Below are 17,028 nucleotides of genomic sequence, written 5' to 3'. Positions count from 1 at the left end.
TCACCCAGCCGGCCGCCCCCGGGCGCCCGGCGCCGCCGCCGGCGATGACGCTGCCGGCGCCGGCCGCGTCGCCCGCCGGCGGCATCCTGCAAAGCATCCTCGCGCTGGTGTTCGTGCTGGCCCTGCTGGTGGGCGCGGCCTGGCTGCTCAAGCGCTTCGGCCCCCGCACCATGACGGGCGGCGCCCACGTGCGCCTGGTCGGCGCGCTCAGCGTCGGCGCGCGCGAACGCATCCTGGTGGTGGAGGTGGGCGAACAGTGGATCGTGGTCGGCGCCTCGCCCGGCCGCATGAACGCGCTGGCCACCATGGCGCGCCAGCCGCACGACCCGGCCGACGACGCCGTGGCGGCGCCGGCCCTGCCCGGCGCCCAGTTCGCCGAGTGGCTCAAACAGACGATAGATAAACGTAATGGCAAATAAGCAAGGCGGCCTGACGCCGGCCACGGCCTGCAAGTGGCTGCTCACTCTGGCCGCGCTGGCCCTGCCGCTGTGGGCGGCGGCCGAACCGGGCATCCCGGCCTTCATCAGCAGCCCGGCGCCGGGCGGCGGCACCAGCTACACGCTGCCGATCCAGACCATGCTGCTGATGACGGCGCTGTCGTTCATCCCGGCCGCGCTGCTGATGATGACCAGCTTCACCCGCATCATCATCGTGCTGTCGCTGCTGCGCCAGGCCATGGGCACCCAGTCGGCCCCGCCCAACCAGGTGATGGTGGGGCTGGCGCTGTTCCTCACGCTGTTCGTGATGGGGCCGGTGTTCGACAAGATCTACACGGAAGCCTACCAGCCTTTGCAGGAGAATAAGATCACCATGGGCCAGGCGATGGACAAGGGCGTGGCACCGCTCAAGGACTTCATGCTCAAGCAGACGCGCCAGGCCGACCTGGCCCTGTTCGTCAAGCTGTCGCGCAGCCCGGCCCTGCAGGGCCCGGAGGACGTGTCGCTGCGGATCCTGATCCCGGCCTTCGTCACCAGCGAGCTGAAGACGGCGTTCCAGATCGGCTTCGCCATCTTCATCCCCTTCCTCATCATCGACATGGTGGTGGCGTCGGTGCTGATGTCGATGGGCATGATGATGATGTCGCCGGCCGTGATCTCGCTGCCGTTCAAGCTGATGCTGTTCGTGCTGGTGGACGGCTGGCAGTTGCTGCTGGGCTCGCTGTCCCAGAGTTTTTACTGACGGGGCGCGACGATGACTCCGGAAAGCGTCATGACCATGGGCCGCCACGCGATGGAGGTGACCCTGATGATCGCCGCCCCGCTGCTGCTGGTGGCGCTGATCATCGGCCTGGTGGTGAGCATCTTCCAGGCCGCCACCCAGATCAACGAGGCCACGCTGTCGTTCATCCCCAAGCTGGTCGGCATCTTCGTCGCGCTGGTGGTGGCCGGACCGTGGATGCTGGCCGTGATGCTCGATTACATGCGCGAAGTGTTCGGCGGCATCCCCGGCCTGGTGGGTTGAGGCCGCCATGCCGACGACAGCCACAGGCGGCGCATGATCACGCTGACCACGGCCGAGATGAACACGTGGATCGCCGCGCTGCTGTGGCCGCTCACGCGCATCCTGGGCCTGATCGCCGCCGCGCCCGTGTTCGGCAACTCGGCCGTGCCGGTCACCATCAAGGTCGGGCTGGGCGTGCTGCTGGCGACGATCGTGGCGCCGGCCGTGCCGGCCCTGCCGGCCACCGATCCGCTGTCGATGGCCGGGCTGCTGATCCTGGCGCAGGAGTTGCTGGTGGGGCTGGCCATGGGCTTCACCATCCGCATCGTGTTCGCGGCCGTGGAGATGGCCGGCGAGATCGGCAGCCTGACCATGGGCCTGGGGTTCGCCACCTTCTTCGACCCCAACACCCAGGGCCGCTCGTCGGCCATCAGCCAGTTCCTGGCGCTGGTGGCCACCATGGGGTTTTTGGCCGTCAACGCGCACCATGTGCTGCTGTCGGCCCTGGTGGAGAGCTTCAGCAGCCTGCCCGTGTCGGCCCGGCCCCTGTACGGCGGCGGCTTCAAGCAGCTGGCGGACTGGGGCGGCATCATCTTCAGCACCGGGGTGCAGCTGTCGCTGCCCATCGTGGCCGCGTTGTTGATCACCAACGTGGCGCTGGGCATCCTGACCCGGGCCGCGCCGCAACTGAATTTGTTCGGGATCGGATTTCCGATCACCCTGGGGGTCGGTCTGCTGGTCATCGCCATGTCGCTCCCCTACCTGGCGACACCCATGCAGAACCTGTTCCTGGAGGGCATAGAACGGGCGCGGCTGCTGCCGCGCACGTGGTCGCAACGACAAGATGTGGTCAGGACGCCGGCGCCACCGTTGGCGCCGGTCAACAGGCCATAGCGAAAATCAATAAGCAAACGTGACACTTATGATTTCCATGAGGCAATTAACAGCGTATCATGGAAGATCCCCGGGAGAAGCAGCATGACGTCCATCATCTATGGCTATTCGACAGACCAGATCATCGCCCTGACCACGGACATGGTCGCGCGGCTGTCGACCGAGGACATGCAGGCCCTCAACACCGAACAGATCCAGGTCCTCACCAGCGACCAGTTGCGCGTGCTCAGCAGCACCCAGCTGCTGGCCCTGCCCGCCGCCAACATCGGCGCCCTGACCACCGACCAGTTGCCCGCCCTGCGCTCGCAGCAGGTGGGCGTGCTCGCCACCAGCCAGGTCGCCGCCATCACCACCGACCAGGTGTCCTCGCTGACCACGGGCGAGATGCGGGCGCTGCGCAGCGACCAGCTGCGCGCGCTGGCCGCGGCCCAGGTGGGCGCGCTGCGCACCGACGAGGTGGCCGCGTTGCAAACGGCGCAGCTGGCCGCGCTCGGCTCGGACCAGTCCGCCGGCCTGCGCAGCGACCAGCTGGCCGCCCTCAATTCGGCCCAATTGCGCGCCCTGAGCACGATCGCCATGGGCGCCCTGGGCACGGACCAGGTCGCCTCGCTCGCCACGCTGGCCGTGTCGCAACTGCTCACCAGCCAGATCAACGCGCTCACCATGGACCAGTTGCTGGCCCTGGGCACCGACCAGGTGGCGGGCCTGTCCTCCAGCCAGTTGGCCAACCTCGGCACGCTGAGCCTGCAATCGCTGTCGACCGACCAGATCGCGGCGCTCGAGACGCGCGACCTGGTCTGGCTGCGCAGCGACCAGATCGCCGCGCTGAGCCAGGCGCAGGTGGCGGCGCTGACCACGGGCCAGAGCGCGGCGCTGCGCAGCAACGAGATCGCGGCCTTGACCACCGACCAGCTGCCGGTCATGAGCAGCGACCAGATCGCGGCCCTCGGCACGCTCGCGCCGCTGGGTTCGGCCCAGATGCAGTCGCTCACCTCGGACCAGCTGGCCACGCTGTCGACGCGCCAGGTGGCCGCCCTGAACAGCCTGCAACTGGCCGCGCTGCTGGACTTCCAGCTGGCCGCCCTGGGCACCGACCAGATCGTCGCGCTCGGCTCGCAGCAAGTGGGCGCGCTGACCACGGCCACGCTGGCGCTGCTGTCGACCGACCAGGTGGCCGCGCTCGAGACACGCGACTTCGCCGTGCTCGACACGCGCCAGATCAACGCCTTCAACACGGCCCAGATCACGGCCCTGACGACGGCCCAGATGCGGGCCCTGCGCAGCGCCGACCTGGCCGCGCTCAGCACCGACCTGCTGCCCGTGCTGGGCAGCGACCAGATCGCCGCGCTGACCTCGCTCGCGCCGCTGGCCACGCAGCAGATCGCCGTGCTCACGAGCGACCAGATCGCCACGCTGACGACGCGCACCGTGGCCGCCCTCGCCAGCGCCCAGCTGGGCGCGCTGATCGGCTACCAGCTGGTGGCGCTGACCAGCGACCAGCTGGCGGCGCTGAGCGCGCTGCAGGTGGCCAGCCTGCCCACGGCCACCCTGAACCTGCTCACCACCGACCAGATCGGCCAGCTGGAGACGCGCGACGTGGCCGCCCTGCGCTCGGCCCAGGTGGGGGCGCTGGACACGGACCACCTGATGGCACTGACCACCGGCCAGTTCGCCGCCCTGGGCAGCAACGCCGTCGCGGCGCTGACGACCGACCAGATCGGCGTGCTGACGACCGACCAGCTGGGGGCCCTGGCCACCCTGGCCGGCCTGTCGAGCCGCCAGATCGGCGCCCTGACGACGGACCAGCTGGCCAGCCTGACCACCCGCGGCCTGGCCACGCTGGCGGCCAGCCAGCTGCCCGTGCTCGGTTCGGACCAGCTGCGCGCGCTCACCACCGACCAGGTGGTCGCGCTCAGCACGGCCCAGTTCCGCGCCCTCAATTCGGACGCCATCGCCGCGCTCACCACGGACCAGGTGGCGGCGATGGAAACGCGCGACGTGGCCGCGCTGGCCACCAACCAGCTCAACCAGCTCGGCACCGACCAGATCGTCGCGCTGACGACGGCCCAGGCCGCCGCGCTATCCTCGGCCGCGACGGCCGCGCTGACGAGCGACCAGCTGGCGGCGCTGTCGAGCGCGCAGCTGGACGCGCTGCGCAACCTGACCGCGCTCAGCACGCGCCAGTTGCAGGCGCTCACCACCGACCAGATCGCCACGCTGGGGACGGCCGACCTGGCCTCGCTGCTGACGCGCCAGATCGCCGCCCTGGGCAGCGACCAGGTGCAGGCGCTCACCACCGACCAGATCGTCGCGCTGGGCAGCGCCCAGCTGCAGGCGCTGCCCACGGCCAGCATCGCCGCGCTGGCCACCGACCGCATCGCCGCCATCGAGACGCGCGACATCGCCTGGCTGCGCACGGCCCAGCTGGCCGTCCTGTCGACCGACCAGGTGGCGGCCCTCACCACGGCCCAGTTCGCCGCGCTGAGCTCGGCCGAGGTGCGCGCCCTCAACACGGGCCAGGTGCAGGTGCTCAGCAGCGACCAGATCACGGCCCTGCCGGGCCTGGCCGGCTTCACCAGCAGGCAGATCGCCGCGCTCACCTCCGACCAGCTGGGCGCGCTCAGCACGGCCGACTTCGCCGGCCTGCAGAGCGGCCAGGTCGCCGCCCTCGGCGCCCCGCAGGTGCCGGGCTTGACGACCGACCAGGTGGGCGTGCTCAACACGGCCCAGATCCGGGCCCTGTCCACCACCGCCCTGGCCGCGTTCAACAGCGACCAGATCGGCGCCATCCGCCTGCCCGACCTGGTGGCGCTCACCACGCGCCAGGTGGCCGCGCTGGGCACCGACCAGCTGGCCGCGCTGCGCAGCAACCAGCTGGCCGCGCTGACGACGGCCGAGGTGGCGTCGCTGACCAGCATGCAGGTGGTCAATCTCAGTAGCACCCAGCTCGACGCGCTGAGCGCGGCCGCGCTGGCCGCGTTCACCACGCGCCAGCTGGCCGTCTTCACCACCGACCAGATCGCCACGCTGAACACGGTCGACCTGAACGCGCTGCGCAGCAACCAGGTCGCCGCCCTCGGCACCGACCAGCTGGTCGCGCTCACCACCGACCAGTTGCGCGCCCTCAGCAGTGCGCTGCTGCGCGCGCTGTCCACCCAGGCGATCCCGGCGCTCACCACCGACCAGGTGGCGGCGCTGACGCTGGCCGAAGTGGTCAACCTGCGCACGGGCCAGCTCAGGGCGCTGACGACGGACCAGATCGCGGCCCTGAGCACGGCCCAGATCGGCGCCATGACGACCCAGGAGATCGCCGCCCTGACGCCGCTGCAGAAGGCGGCCCTGAGCAGCAGCCAGCTGGCCGCGCTCAGCACGCTGGCCAGTTTCTCGACGGCCGCCATCGCCGCCCTCACGACCGACCAGATCGCCTCGCTGTCGCTGAACGCGCTGCGCAGCCTGACCACGCAGCAGGTGGCCGCCTTCACCAGCGACCAGATGGCGTCCCTCACGACCGACGAGATCGTGGCCCTGACGACGGCCCAGTTCCGGGCCCTGACGGCGGCCGAGCTGACGGCCCTCACCAGCGACCAGGTGGCGGCCATCGAGCTGGCCGACCTCGCCGCCCTCAAGACCGCCCAGGTGGCGGCCCTGACGACGGCGCAGATCGCGGCCCTCACCACCGACCAGTTCGCCACGCTGAGCACGGCCGACATCGCGGCCCTGACCACGCGCCAGATCGCCGCCCTGTCCACCGGCCAGATCGCCAGCTTCGCGTCGCTGGCGCCGCTGGGCAGCCGCCAGATCGCGGCCCTCACCACCGACCAGATCGCCAGCCTGGCGGCGGCCCGCATCCCCACGCTCAAGACCGGCCAGATCGCCGGCCTCACCTCGGACCAGGTGGCGGCCCTGACCAGCGACCAGATCGTCGCGCTCACCAGTGCGCAAGTGCGCAGCCTGACCGCCGCCACCCTGGCCGCCTTCAGCACCGACCAGCTGGACGCGATCGAAGTGGCCGACATCCGCGCCCTGACGACGGCCCAGGTGGCCGGCCTGGCGACGGCCCAGGTGGCCGGCCTGACGACGGCCCAGCTGGCCGCCTTCACGTCGCAGGAGATCGGCGCGCTCGGCTCGCGCCAGCTCAACGCGCTGAGCACGGACCAGCTGGCCGCGTTCACCTCGCTCGCCGGCCTGAGTTCGGCGCAGATCACCGGCCTGTCGAGCGACCAGCTGGCCGCGCTCACACCGGCCCAGCTGGCCGCCCTGAAGACCGGCCAGATCGGCGCCCTGACCTCGCTGCAGATCACCTTCCTGACGACGGACCAGGTGGTGGCGCTGTCCTCGGCCCAGCTGCGGGCCCTGTCCAACCCGGTGCTGCGCGCGCTGCGCACCGACCAGCTGCAGGCGCTGGACGCGGCCGTGGCCACGCTCAAGACCAGCCAGATCGCCGCCCTCGGCAGCGACCAGCTGGCCGCGCTCACGCTGGCCCAGTACGGCGCCCTGACGACGGCCGAGATCCGGGCCCTGGCCAGCAACCAGATCGGCGTGCTCACCAGCGCCCAGCTCGACGCGCTGAGCAGTCTGCTGCCGCTGGGCACGGAACAGATCCGGGCCCTCACCAGCGACCAGGTCGGCACGCTCACCAACGCCGACCTGGCGGCCATGAAGACCAGCCAGATCGCCGCCATGGGCAGCGCGCAGGCGGCCGGCCTCAGCACCGACCAGATCGTGCTGCTGTCGTCGGCCCAGCTGCGCGCCATGGACAGCCGCACGCTGGCGCGCCTGAACACGGACCAGATCGAGGCCATCGAGCCGCTCGACTTGCGCGCGCTGGGCACGGCCCAGCTGCGGGCGCTGACGACCGACCAGATGGCGGCGCTGCTGACGACCCAGTTGCACGCGCTGAGCACCCAGAACATCAACGCCTTCACCGTCACGCAGCTGGCGGCGCTGTCGACCGACCAGCTCAACGCGCTGGGCAGCCTGAGCGACTACAACACGGCCCAGATCGCGGCCATGTCGACCGACCGCGTCATCGCCCTCGCGACCGACGACGTGGCGCTGCTGTCGACCCGCCAGCTGGCCGCGCTCACGCCGCTGCAGGCGGCCGTGCTCACCAGCGACCAGCTGATCACGCTCAGCGGCCCCCAGCTGGGCGCGCTGTCGACGGCCGCCGTGCGGGCCTTGACCACCGACCAGCTGCCATGGATCGAGCCGGGCGACGTGGCCTACCTGAAGACGGCCCAGCTGACCGTTCTCGGCAGCGACCAGCTGCAATCGCTGACGACGGACCAGGTGGCCTCGCTGACGACGCTCGAGCTGGCCGCGCTCAGGACCGGCCAGATCCCCGCCCTGACGACCGATCAGATCGCCGCCCTGGCCACCCTGCGCAGCCTCACCACGGGCCAGGTGGCCGTGCTCACGAGCGACCAGCTGGCCGCCATCGCGCCGGAACAGCTGGTCACCTTCAAGACCAACCAGATCGCGGCGTTGAGCAATGTGCAGCTGCCGGCCCTGACGACCGACCAGATCGCCGCCCTGCTGACGGCCCAGTTCGCCGCGCTGTCGAGCAAGGCCCTGGGCGCGCTCACCACCGACCAGATCGCCGCGCTGGCGCCGGCCGACCTGGCCGCGCTCCGCACCGGCCAGGTGAACGGCCTGACGACCGACCAGCTGGCGGCCGTCAGCACCGACCAGATCGGCGTCATCGGCACGGCCGCCATCGCCGCGCTCAGCTACCGGCAGGCCGACAGCTTCACCACCGACCAACTGGTGGCCCTGACGGCGGCGCAGGTACGGGCGCTGTCCACGCGCGCCATCGCCACGCTGCTGCCGACCCAGTTCGCCGCCATCGAAGTGGGCGACATGGCGGCCATGCGCACCGACCAGGTGCGCGCCTTCAACTCCGACCAGCTGGCGGCCATGACGACCGACCAGCTGGAAGGCTTGACCTCGACCCAGGTGGCGGCGCTGACGCCGTTGCAGGTCAGTTTCCTCGACGCCACCCAGTTCGCCTTGCTCGGTTCGCTGGCCGCGTACAGCACGGCCCAGTTCGCGGCCCTGCCGACCGACCGCCTGGCCGCGCTCGACGATGCCCAGCTGGCCGCCCTCACCTCGCTGCAGCTGGCCGCCATGACGGCGCGCCAGGCGCCGGCCCTGACCAGCCACGAGATCGCCCAGCTGACCGTGTCCCAGTGGCGGGCCATCGGCACGGCCGCGCTGCGCGCGCTGACGACGGACCAGATCGCGGCCATGGAAGGGGACGACCTGGCCGGCCTGAAGACGGTCCAGGTGGCCGCCCTGACCACCGGCCAGATCGCCGCGCTCGGCACCGACCAGCTGGGCGCGTTCGGCTCGGGCGCCATCGCCGCCCTGACCACGGGCCAGGTGCGGGCGCTGACCACCGACCAGCTGGCCGGGCTGAGCAGCCTGGCCGGCTTCGGCAGCACGCAAGTGACGGCCCTCACCAGCGACCAGCTGAGCTCGATCGACGCCGGCCATCTGGCCACGCTCAGGACCGGCCAGATCGCCGCCCTCACCAGCCGCCAGATCCAGTACCTGACGACCGACCAGATCGCCGGCCTGACGACGGCCCAGGCGCGCAGCCTGAACACGTCCGTCATCGCCAGCCTCAGCACGGACCAGTTGCAGGCGCTGACCATCGCCGACCTGCGCGCGCTGACCACGCTGCAGCTGAACGCCCTGCGCACCGCCGAGGTGGCCAGCCTGACCGGCGACCAGCTGGCCAACCTGACGACGCAGGAGGTCGCCAGCCTGGCCACCGTCCAGCTGCGCGCCCTGACGACGAGCCAGCTCAACGCGCTGGCCAGCCTGGCGCCGCTGACCACGCTGCAGATCGGCGCGCTCGGCTCGGACCAGCTGCCGGCCATCGACGCCACCCACTTCGCCACCCTCAAGACCAGCCAGATCGCGGCCCTGGGCAGCCGCCAGATCGTGGCGCTGACCAGCGACCAGCTGTCGGCCCTGACCACGGCCCAGGTGCGCGGCATCAACCTGGCGGCGCTGGTGGCGCTGACCAGCGACCAGCTGCCCTATCTGCCGCCGGCCGACCTGACCGCGCTGACCACGCTGCAACTGCTGTCGCTCAGGACGTCCCAGATCGGCGCCTTGACGACCGACCAGATCACGGCCCTCAGCACCAAGGCCCTGGCCACGCTCGGTTCGGCCCAGATCCGCGGCCTGACGACCGACCAGTTCTCGGCGCTCGGTTCGCTGTCCGTGTTCACCACCGCCCAGATCGGCGGCCTCACGTCGAACCAGGTGAACGCGATGGACGCGGCCCTGATCGACGGCATGAGCACGCAGCAACTGGCCAGCCTGGGGCCGGTGCCAGTGTCGGGCATGACCACCACCCAGCTCAACGGCCTGAGCTCGGCGCAACTGGACGCGCTCAGCACGCGCGCGCTGACGGTGCTCAGTTCGGACCAGATCAACGCGCTCGACGCCAACGCCGTGCGCGCGCTCACGACCAACCAGCTGGCCTCCCTGACGACGGCCCAGATCGCCGCCCTGGCGATGGCCCAGATCGCCAACCTGAGCACGCAGCAGGTGCGCGCGCTCAAGCTGACCCAGATCAAGGCCTTGACGACCGATCAGATGATGTCGCTTGGCAATGGCGAGCTGGCCGCGTTCTCGTCGACCCAGGTGTGCGCGCTGACGACCGACCAGACGGCCGTGCTGACGGCCGACCAGTTGGCCGCGTTGCCGCTGGGCAGTCCGCTGATCCTCGACTTGAACGGCGACGGCGTGCGCACGCTGTCCATCACGGCCGGCGTGCGGTTCGACCTGTACGGCACCGGCAGCAAGGTGGCCACCGGCTGGGTCGCCCCCACGGACGGCCTGCTGGTGCTCGACCGCAACGGCGACGGCAAGATCGACGGCGGCGGCGAGCTGTTCGGCACCGCCACCGTGCGCGCCGACGGCAGCCGGGCCGGCGACGGCTTCGCCGCCCTGTCCGACCTCGACAGCAACCATGACGGCGTGGTCGACGCCCGCGACGCCCTGTTCGGCCAGCTGCGGGTGTGGGTGGACGCCAACGCCGATGGCGTGAGCGCCAGCGCCGAGCTGAAGACGCTGGCCCAGGCCGGCGTGGCCAGCCTGGACGTGACGGCCCGCAAGACCAGCGTCAACGACCAGGGCAACTGGACCGGCCTGACGGCCACCTTCCAGCGCAGCGACGGCGGCAGCGGGCAGCTGGCCGACGTGTGGTTCCTCACGGACCGGCCGGCCATGCAGGCGCCGCTGAGCGCCCACGTCAGCGCGCTGACGCAGGCGATCGCCGCGTTCGGCCAGCAGGCGCCGGCGCCGGCGACGGGTCAGCTCGGCTTCAAGGCCGCCGAGGCGCAGCCGGCGGCGCCGGCGGCCACGGTGGCCGGCGGCGTCGCCGAACTGGCCCGCCAGCTGCGGCAGTTCACGACCGCCAGCGATGGCCAGCAAGCCGCGCCGGCCGGGCTCGACCGCGACGACTGGCGGCGCACGCCGGCCATCCCCACCCTGCTGGCGAGCAAATAAAAAACCGGGGTCAGGTCATGCCGTCACGCATATTGCGTGACGGCATGACCTGACCCCGGTTTTTTTTATGCGGCGGCGTTAGCTGATGTAGTTGAACAGGGACAGGCCCGACAGCGTCTTGAACGACTTCTGCGCCGCGTCCAGGTTGATCTGCTGCTGGGTGAACGAGGAGATGGCCTTGACCGTGTCCACATCCTGCAAGTCCGACAGCGTGGACGCGTATTGCAGGTTCAGGTCGTCGCCTGCGCTGTCGAGGTAGTCGAGCTCCTTCAGGCGCGAGCCGACCGAGGCGCGCACCGACAGCACGTTGTCGAGCGCATTGTCGACGTTGTTGTTGGCCAGGTTGAGCTTGTTGGTCAGGCTGGCCTGGCCGGCCGCGCCGTCGCCGGGCGCCCGCAGCGCGCCGATCAGGTCGGTCAGCGTGGTGAAGATCGATTCCTTGGTCGATGGCTGGACCGTGAACTTGTCCTGGTCGGCCGGCGCGCCCTTGATGTCGAACTGCATGCCGTCGAACGTGATGTTCTGCCCGCTCACGTACGGGATCGGTGTGGCCGGCACCGGCGCCGGCGGCACCGGCTGGCCCAGCGTCACGTCGGTGACGGTGTAGGTGGTCACGCTGGGGTTGCCGGGCGTGGCCGGGCTGACCGCGAAGTCGATCTGGTACTGGTGGCCGGTGAGCTGGGTCGGATCCTTGACCGAGCCGGGCGCGATGATGCCGCTGCCGCCGCGCGCGTAGTTGCCCGGATCGGCGCCCGTGACGAAGGTGCCGTTGCCGTTCACGTTGTTCTCGAACACGGACGAACCGGAATCGCTGATGGCCAGCTTGCGGGTCGAGCCCACCTGCAGCTCGCGCTGGCCCTGGTCGCCCTGGTAGGCGGCGCCCGTGGCCGTCTGGGTGAACGGCAGGGTGGTCGACTTGTAGCCGGAGAACAGGTAGCCGCCGGCGCCGTCGGCCGTGTTGGCGATGCCCAGCAGGTCGGTCAGCCGCCCCTCCAGCTCGACGGCCAGCGATTCGCGGTCCTTCTGCGTCATCGAGCCGTTGCCGGCGTTCACGGTCAGCGACTTGACGTCCTGCAGCAGGCTGGTGGCGCTGGCCAGCGCCACCTCCTCCTGCCCCAGGCCGCTCTTGGCGTTCTGGCGGTTGGTCACCAGCTGGGTGTTGATGGCCTGCGACTGCGTCACCTCCAGCGCGCGCGCGGTGGCGATCGGGTCGTCGGCCGCCGTCAGGTTCTTGCGGCCGGTCGACAGTTGCTGCTGGGTGCGCGCCAGCGACGTCTGCAGGGTGCCGATCTGGTTGACGCCGATGTCATAGATGGTCTTGGAGCTGATGCGCATGTTCATGATGCTATCCCGTCGAAATTCACTTTAACCGTGGCTGCTCATCAATGGATGTTCATCAGCACGTCGAACAATTGGCCGGCCACCTGCATCACCTTGCCGCACGCCTGGTAGGCTTGCTGGTAACGCAGCAGATTGGCCGCCTCCTCGTCCAGGTTGACGCCCGACACGCTCTGCTGGGCGTTGGTGGCCTGCTGCACGGCCGCGTCGCTGGCCTGGCCGCTGATCTGCGCCTCGCGCGTCTTGTTGCCCACGAAGTTGACCATCTGCGCGTACGACGACTGGAACGTGGCGTTGCCGCCGTCGAGCACGTTCTTGGTCTGCAGGCCGGCCAGCAGCTGGCCGTTGCGGTTGTCGCCCACGCCGGCCGTGTTGGGGCCGACCGTGAAGGTGTCGGTGTCGGCCGGCGCGCCGCTGATCGAGAAAGTGACGCCGCCGAAACTGATGCTGGCGCCGTCCGTGTACGGGATCGCCGGCGTGCCGGCCGGATACACGGTGGGCACGCCGTTGACGGTCACCGTCACGTCCTGGGCCGGCGGGAAGCCCGACAGCGTGTTGGCCGCCTTGTCGTAGCTCAGCGTCAGCGGCGCCGCCAGGGCGTTGCCCGGCGTCAGGTAGTTGACGTCCACGCTGCCGGCGCTGATCTTGGCCGTGCCGGCGTTGCTGGTGGGCGCGGCCGTGGAGATCGGCGCGGCCAGCGCCACCTTGGTGCGGTCGGCCAGCACCACCTTGACGCTGGCGGCCGCGTTGACCGTGGGCCGCACGAGGAAATCGTCGCCCGCCTGCGGCGCGCCCGTGATCGTGTAGTCGACGCCGTCGATGGTCTGCGGCACCGTCTGCGGGAACGGGTTGATCTGGGTCTTGTTGCCGTCGGACTGGCGGGTCACGTAGAAATTGGTGCCATCGTAATCGACGCTGTAATCGCTGGCCGTGAGCGCGCCGGCGTCCGTCACCACGGCCGTCACGTTGGCCGTGCTGAGCGGCGAATTGCGCGTGCTGGCCGCCACCGAGGCCTGGATCGGCGCGAAGAAGTCGCCGCCCAGCGCGCCGTTCTGGTCCTGGCCCAGGTGGTGCTGCTGGTTGAACGCGGTGACCAGGCCGGCCGCCACCTGGCCCAGCTCGTTCTGCGCCTTGTCCAGCGCGCCGCTGCGGAAGTCCAGCAGGCCGCCCAGCTGGCCGCCCGCGAACACGCTCTCGGGCAGGGCGCTGACCACGCTGCCGGTCTGGTAGCCGACCGTCACCCGGGTCACGTCGGTGGGCGAGGTGGTGGTGGCGAGGTTGTAATTGTGGTTGCCCACCACCAGCGGCTGGCCGGTGCCGATCGACACGGTCAGCATGTGGTTGTCGCCGGCGATGACGTTGGTCTTGACCAGCTTGTTCAATTCGGTCAACAACTGGTCGCGGTGGTCGAGCAGGTCGTTGGGCGCCTTGGACGGGTCGGTGCTGAGGCCGGCAATGCTGTCGTTCAGCTGCGCGATCTGGCTGGCGTAGGAGTTGATCTGGGTGACGGTGGAGGTGATCTGGCTGTTGACGCCGTCGCCGATCTCCGACAGCCGCGCGCTCAGGCCCTGGAAGCGGCCGGCCAGCGAATCGGCGCTCGACAGCATGGCCTGGCGCGAGGCGGCCGAGGCCGGGTTGGAGGCGGCGTCGTGCACGCCGTTGAAGAAATCCTGCATGGCCGGCGACAGGCCGGCCGTGGGATCGGCCAGCAGGTTGTCGATCTGGCTGATCTGCGAATAGTAGGTGTCGAGCGACGCCTTGGTCGTCTCCGCGCCGCGCAACTGGTTGTTGAGGAAGTCGTCGTAGTAGCGCTTGACCTGGGTCACCTCGGTGCCGGTGCCGACGAAGCCGAAGCCCATGTCCTGCGTGCCGGTGTCGGACTGGATCGCCACCTGGCGGCTGTAGCCGGCCACGCTGGCGTTGGTAATATTGTTGCCAGTCGTCGACAAACCGACCTGGGCCGCCAATAAACCGCTTTTTCCGATGCTCAGTAGGGACATGATGTGTTCTAACGCTCTGTGTGGTTAATTTACGGCGGCATGGGCCAAAACTTGAACCGGGCCATGCCGTCCCCCTCAGCCGACCAGCGAATGCTTGATGATGTTGGTCAGCTTGCGGGCGTAATGGGGGTCGGTGGCGTAGCCGGCCCGCTGCAAGCCCTGGGCGAAGCTGCTGGCGTCGCCGGCGCTGGCCAGCACCTTCTCGTAGCGGGGATTGCTGGCAAGCAATTTCGCGTAATCCTTGAAGCTGTCGCCATAGCTGTCGTAGGCGCGGAAGCGCTCGACCCGGGTCTGGGCCTTGCCGTTCACATACTCCGTCGTGACGGCCTCGGCCACCTTGCCCTTCCAGTCGGGGCCGGCCTTGATGCCGAACAGGTTGTGGCTGTTGCTGCCGTCGCGGCCCTTGATCTCGCGCTTGCCCCAGCCGCTTTCGAGCGCCGCCTGGCCCAGCATGAACTTGGCCGGGATGCCGGTGGCGCGGCTGGCCTCCTCGGCGTGCGCGCCCAGCTTGGCCCGGAAACTGCGCACGTGGGGCGCGGCGCTGCCCTTGGCCGCGTCGGCGCCGGCCTCGGTGGCGCTGGCACCGGCGCCGGCGGCACCGGCGCCGCCGGCGGCCGCGATGGCCCGCTGCAACAGGGCCGGGTCGAAGCGGCTGGTGGGGCCGGCCGGGGCGGCCGTGTTGGCCGGGTCGGCGGCCGCGCCGTCGCCGCCGATGGCCAGCGCCTGGGTGTTGGTGGCCTGCTGCGACAGTTGACGGATCAGCACGTCGGCCAGGCCGATGCCCTTCTTGGCGATGTTCTGACTGGTCTGCTGATCGAGCATGGTGGTGAACATCTTGCTCTGCTGGCTGTCGAGCACGCCGTCCTGCGGGGTGGCGTCGCGCATGCTCTTCATCATCATGTTGACGAACATGGCCTCGAACTGGGTGGCCGCGCTCTTCAGCGCCTCGGGCGAGCCGGCCTTGGCCGACTGGCGCAGCGCGCCCATGCCCTGCACGTCGAGCGCGAACTTGCCGGTCAGGTCGTTCTGGGTGTTCATGGGCGTGTCCTCAAATGATCTCGAGCTCGGCGCGCAGGGCGCCGGCCGCCTTCATCGCCTGCAGGATGGCCAGCAAGTCCTGCGGCGTGGCGCCGATGGCGTTGAGCGCCTTGACCACGTCGGCCAGCGAGGCGCCGCCCTTGACCAGCATCACCTTGCCGCTGTCCTTCTTGATGTCGACCTGGGTGTTCTGGGTCACGGCGGTGCGCCCGCCCGACAAGGCGTTGGGCTGGCTCACCTGCGGCTCGGCCGAGACGGCGATCGACAGGTTGCCGTGCGAGATGGCGCAGGTGTCGAGCGTGACGGCCCGGTTCATCACGACCGAGCCGGTGCGCGCGTTCATGATCACCTTGGCCGCCTGCTCGGCCGGGTTCACCTGCATCTCCTGCAGGGTGCCGATGAAGCTCACGCGCTGGTCGCTGCTGCTGGGCGCCTGCACCCGGATCACGCGCCCGTCGAGCGCGTAGGCGATGCCGGGGCCGTACTTGTCGTTGATGGCCTCGACGATGCGGCTGGCGGTCGAGAAGTCGGTGTTGTTGAGCTCGAGCTTGATCATGTTGTTCTCGCCCAGCGCCGAGGCCACGGCCCGCTCGACCGTGGCGCCGCCCGAGATCTTGCCCACGCTCAGGTGGTTGACCTGCAGCGAATTGCCGCCGGCCGCCACGCCCACGCCGCCCACCAGCACATTGCCCTGGGCCATGCCGTAGACCTGGCCGTCGGCGCCCTTGAGCGGCGTCATCAGCAAGGTGCCGCCGCGCAGGCTCTTGGCGTTGCCCATGGACGAGACCGTGATGTCGAGCGTCTGGCCCGGCTGGGCGAACGGCGGCAGCGAGGCCGTCACCATCACGGCCGCCACGTTCTTCAGTTGCAGGCTGGAGGCGGCCGGCAGGTTCACGCCCAGCTGTTGCAGCATGGACACCACGCTTTGCACGGTGAACGGGGTCTGCGTGGTCTGGTCGCCGCTGCCGTCCAGGCCCACCACGAGGCCATAGCCGATCAGCTGGTTCTGGCGCACGCCGGCGATGCTGACCAGGTCCTTCAAGCGCTCGGCGCTGGCCAGCGGCGCGGCCAGCAAGGCGGCGCCCAGGCAAAGCACGGTGACGGCGCGGCGGAATGGAGTAAGTGTGTTCATGATCAGAAGGGCAGCAAGCTCTGGAAGAAGCGCGACGCCATCGACGTGATTTCCGCGCGGTCGATCTGGCTGTTGGTGCGGTATTCGACGCGCGCGTCGGCCACGGCCGTGGAGGCCACCGTGTTGCCGGTGGCGATGTTGTCGGGGTTGACCATGCCGGAGAAGCGGATGAATTCGGTGCCCTTGTTCATGGCGATCTGCTTCTCGCCGGCCACGATCAGGTTGCCGTTGGCCAGCACCTCGACCACCGTCACGCCCATCGTGCCGGTGAAGGTGTTGCTGGCCGACTGGTTGTCGCCGTCGGCGTACTTGCTGGCGCTGTTGGCGGCCACGGTGGCGCCGAAGGTGCCCTGCAGCGGATGGGGCACGGTGGCGCTGACGCTGCCGGATTTGTTGCCCGAGCTGGCGCCGGACTTGACGGCGGCCGTCTTCTCGGTGATCACCAGGGTCAGCACGTCGCCCACGTGGCGCGCGCGGCGGTCCTCGAAGATGGGGCGGAAGGCGGCCGGCTGGTAGATGGCGCCGTTGTTGGCCACCGGCTGCTCGGCAGCCAGCGGACGCGAGGTCAGCGGCGTCTGCACGATGGTGGTGGGGATGGCCGTGCACGCGGTCAGCGCGGCCGCGCTTGCGATCAGGACCAGGGGGGCGAGGGTTTTCATG

Annotated in this window: 10 protein-coding genes; 5 read left to right on the top strand and 5 right to left on the bottom strand. The window is 70.0% G+C overall.

The genetic code is table 11. The features are described 5' to 3' along the window. The 5 genes from fliO to AC1RQG_RS05905 form a co-directional block, all read left to right on the top strand. The coding region (gene fliO / locus AC1RQG_RS05925; protein WP_493129253.1) for a flagellar biosynthetic protein FliO at positions 1 to 419 on the top strand (419 nt) is incomplete at its 5' end. After that, positions 409 to 1,179, top strand: coding sequence for a flagellar type III secretion system pore protein FliP (gene fliP / locus AC1RQG_RS05920; RefSeq protein ID WP_493129251.1), 771 nt, complete (start codon positions 409 to 411; stop codon positions 1,177 to 1,179). The genes fliO and fliP, both read left to right, overlap by 11 nt. 12 nt (positions 1,180 to 1,191) lie before the next feature. Continuing rightward, positions 1,192 to 1,461, top strand: a complete 270-nt coding sequence (fliQ, locus tag AC1RQG_RS05915) for a flagellar biosynthesis protein FliQ (protein ID WP_182167720.1) — start codon at positions 1,192 to 1,194, stop codon at positions 1,459 to 1,461. 33 nt (positions 1,462 to 1,494) lie between these two features. Then, a complete protein-coding gene (gene fliR / locus AC1RQG_RS05910) occupies positions 1,495 to 2,334 on the top strand; it encodes a flagellar biosynthetic protein FliR (protein ID WP_493129249.1) in 840 nt (279 codons plus the stop codon). 84 nt (positions 2,335 to 2,418) lie between these two features. Further along, positions 2,419 to 10,860, top strand: a complete 8,442-nt coding sequence (locus tag AC1RQG_RS05905) for an SPM autocatalytic domain-containing protein (protein WP_493129247.1) — start codon at positions 2,419 to 2,421, stop codon at positions 10,858 to 10,860. Positions 10,861 to 10,938: 78 nt separating this feature from the next. Here the strand turns inward: AC1RQG_RS05905 and flgL are convergent, their stop codons facing one another. From flgL to AC1RQG_RS05880, 5 genes are all read right to left on the bottom strand, one after another. After that, on the bottom strand, positions 10,939 to 12,201 hold the full coding sequence (gene flgL, locus AC1RQG_RS05900) for a flagellar hook-associated protein FlgL (RefSeq protein WP_493129245.1): 1,263 nt from the start codon (positions 12,199 to 12,201) through the stop codon (positions 10,939 to 10,941). 41 nt (positions 12,202 to 12,242) lie between these two features. Next, entirely contained in the window at positions 12,243 to 14,198 is a 1,956-nt protein-coding gene (gene flgK, locus AC1RQG_RS05895) for a flagellar hook-associated protein FlgK (RefSeq protein ID WP_493129243.1), read from the bottom strand. 75 nt (positions 14,199 to 14,273) lie between these two features. Further along, entirely contained in the window at positions 14,274 to 15,236 is a 963-nt protein-coding gene (flgJ, locus tag AC1RQG_RS05890; RefSeq protein ID WP_493129241.1) for a flagellar assembly peptidoglycan hydrolase FlgJ, read from the bottom strand. Between the two features lie 10 nt (positions 15,237 to 15,246). Further along, positions 15,247 to 16,368 carry a flagellar basal body P-ring protein FlgI gene (locus AC1RQG_RS05885; RefSeq protein WP_493129239.1) on the bottom strand — a complete coding sequence of 374 codons (1,122 nt, stop codon included), beginning with the start codon at positions 16,366 to 16,368 and terminating at the stop codon, positions 15,247 to 15,249. 2 nt (positions 16,369 to 16,370) lie between these two features. Beyond that, entirely contained in the window at positions 16,371 to 17,027 is a 657-nt protein-coding gene (locus AC1RQG_RS05880) for a flagellar basal body L-ring protein FlgH (protein ID WP_493129237.1), read from the bottom strand. Position 17,028 lies beyond the last annotated feature (1 nt).

The organism is Rugamonas sp. GW822-FHT03B10 (assembly GCF_058801745.1).
Note: the sequence above shows the minus strand (reverse complement) of the source record. Positions and strands in the feature narration are given on the sequence as shown.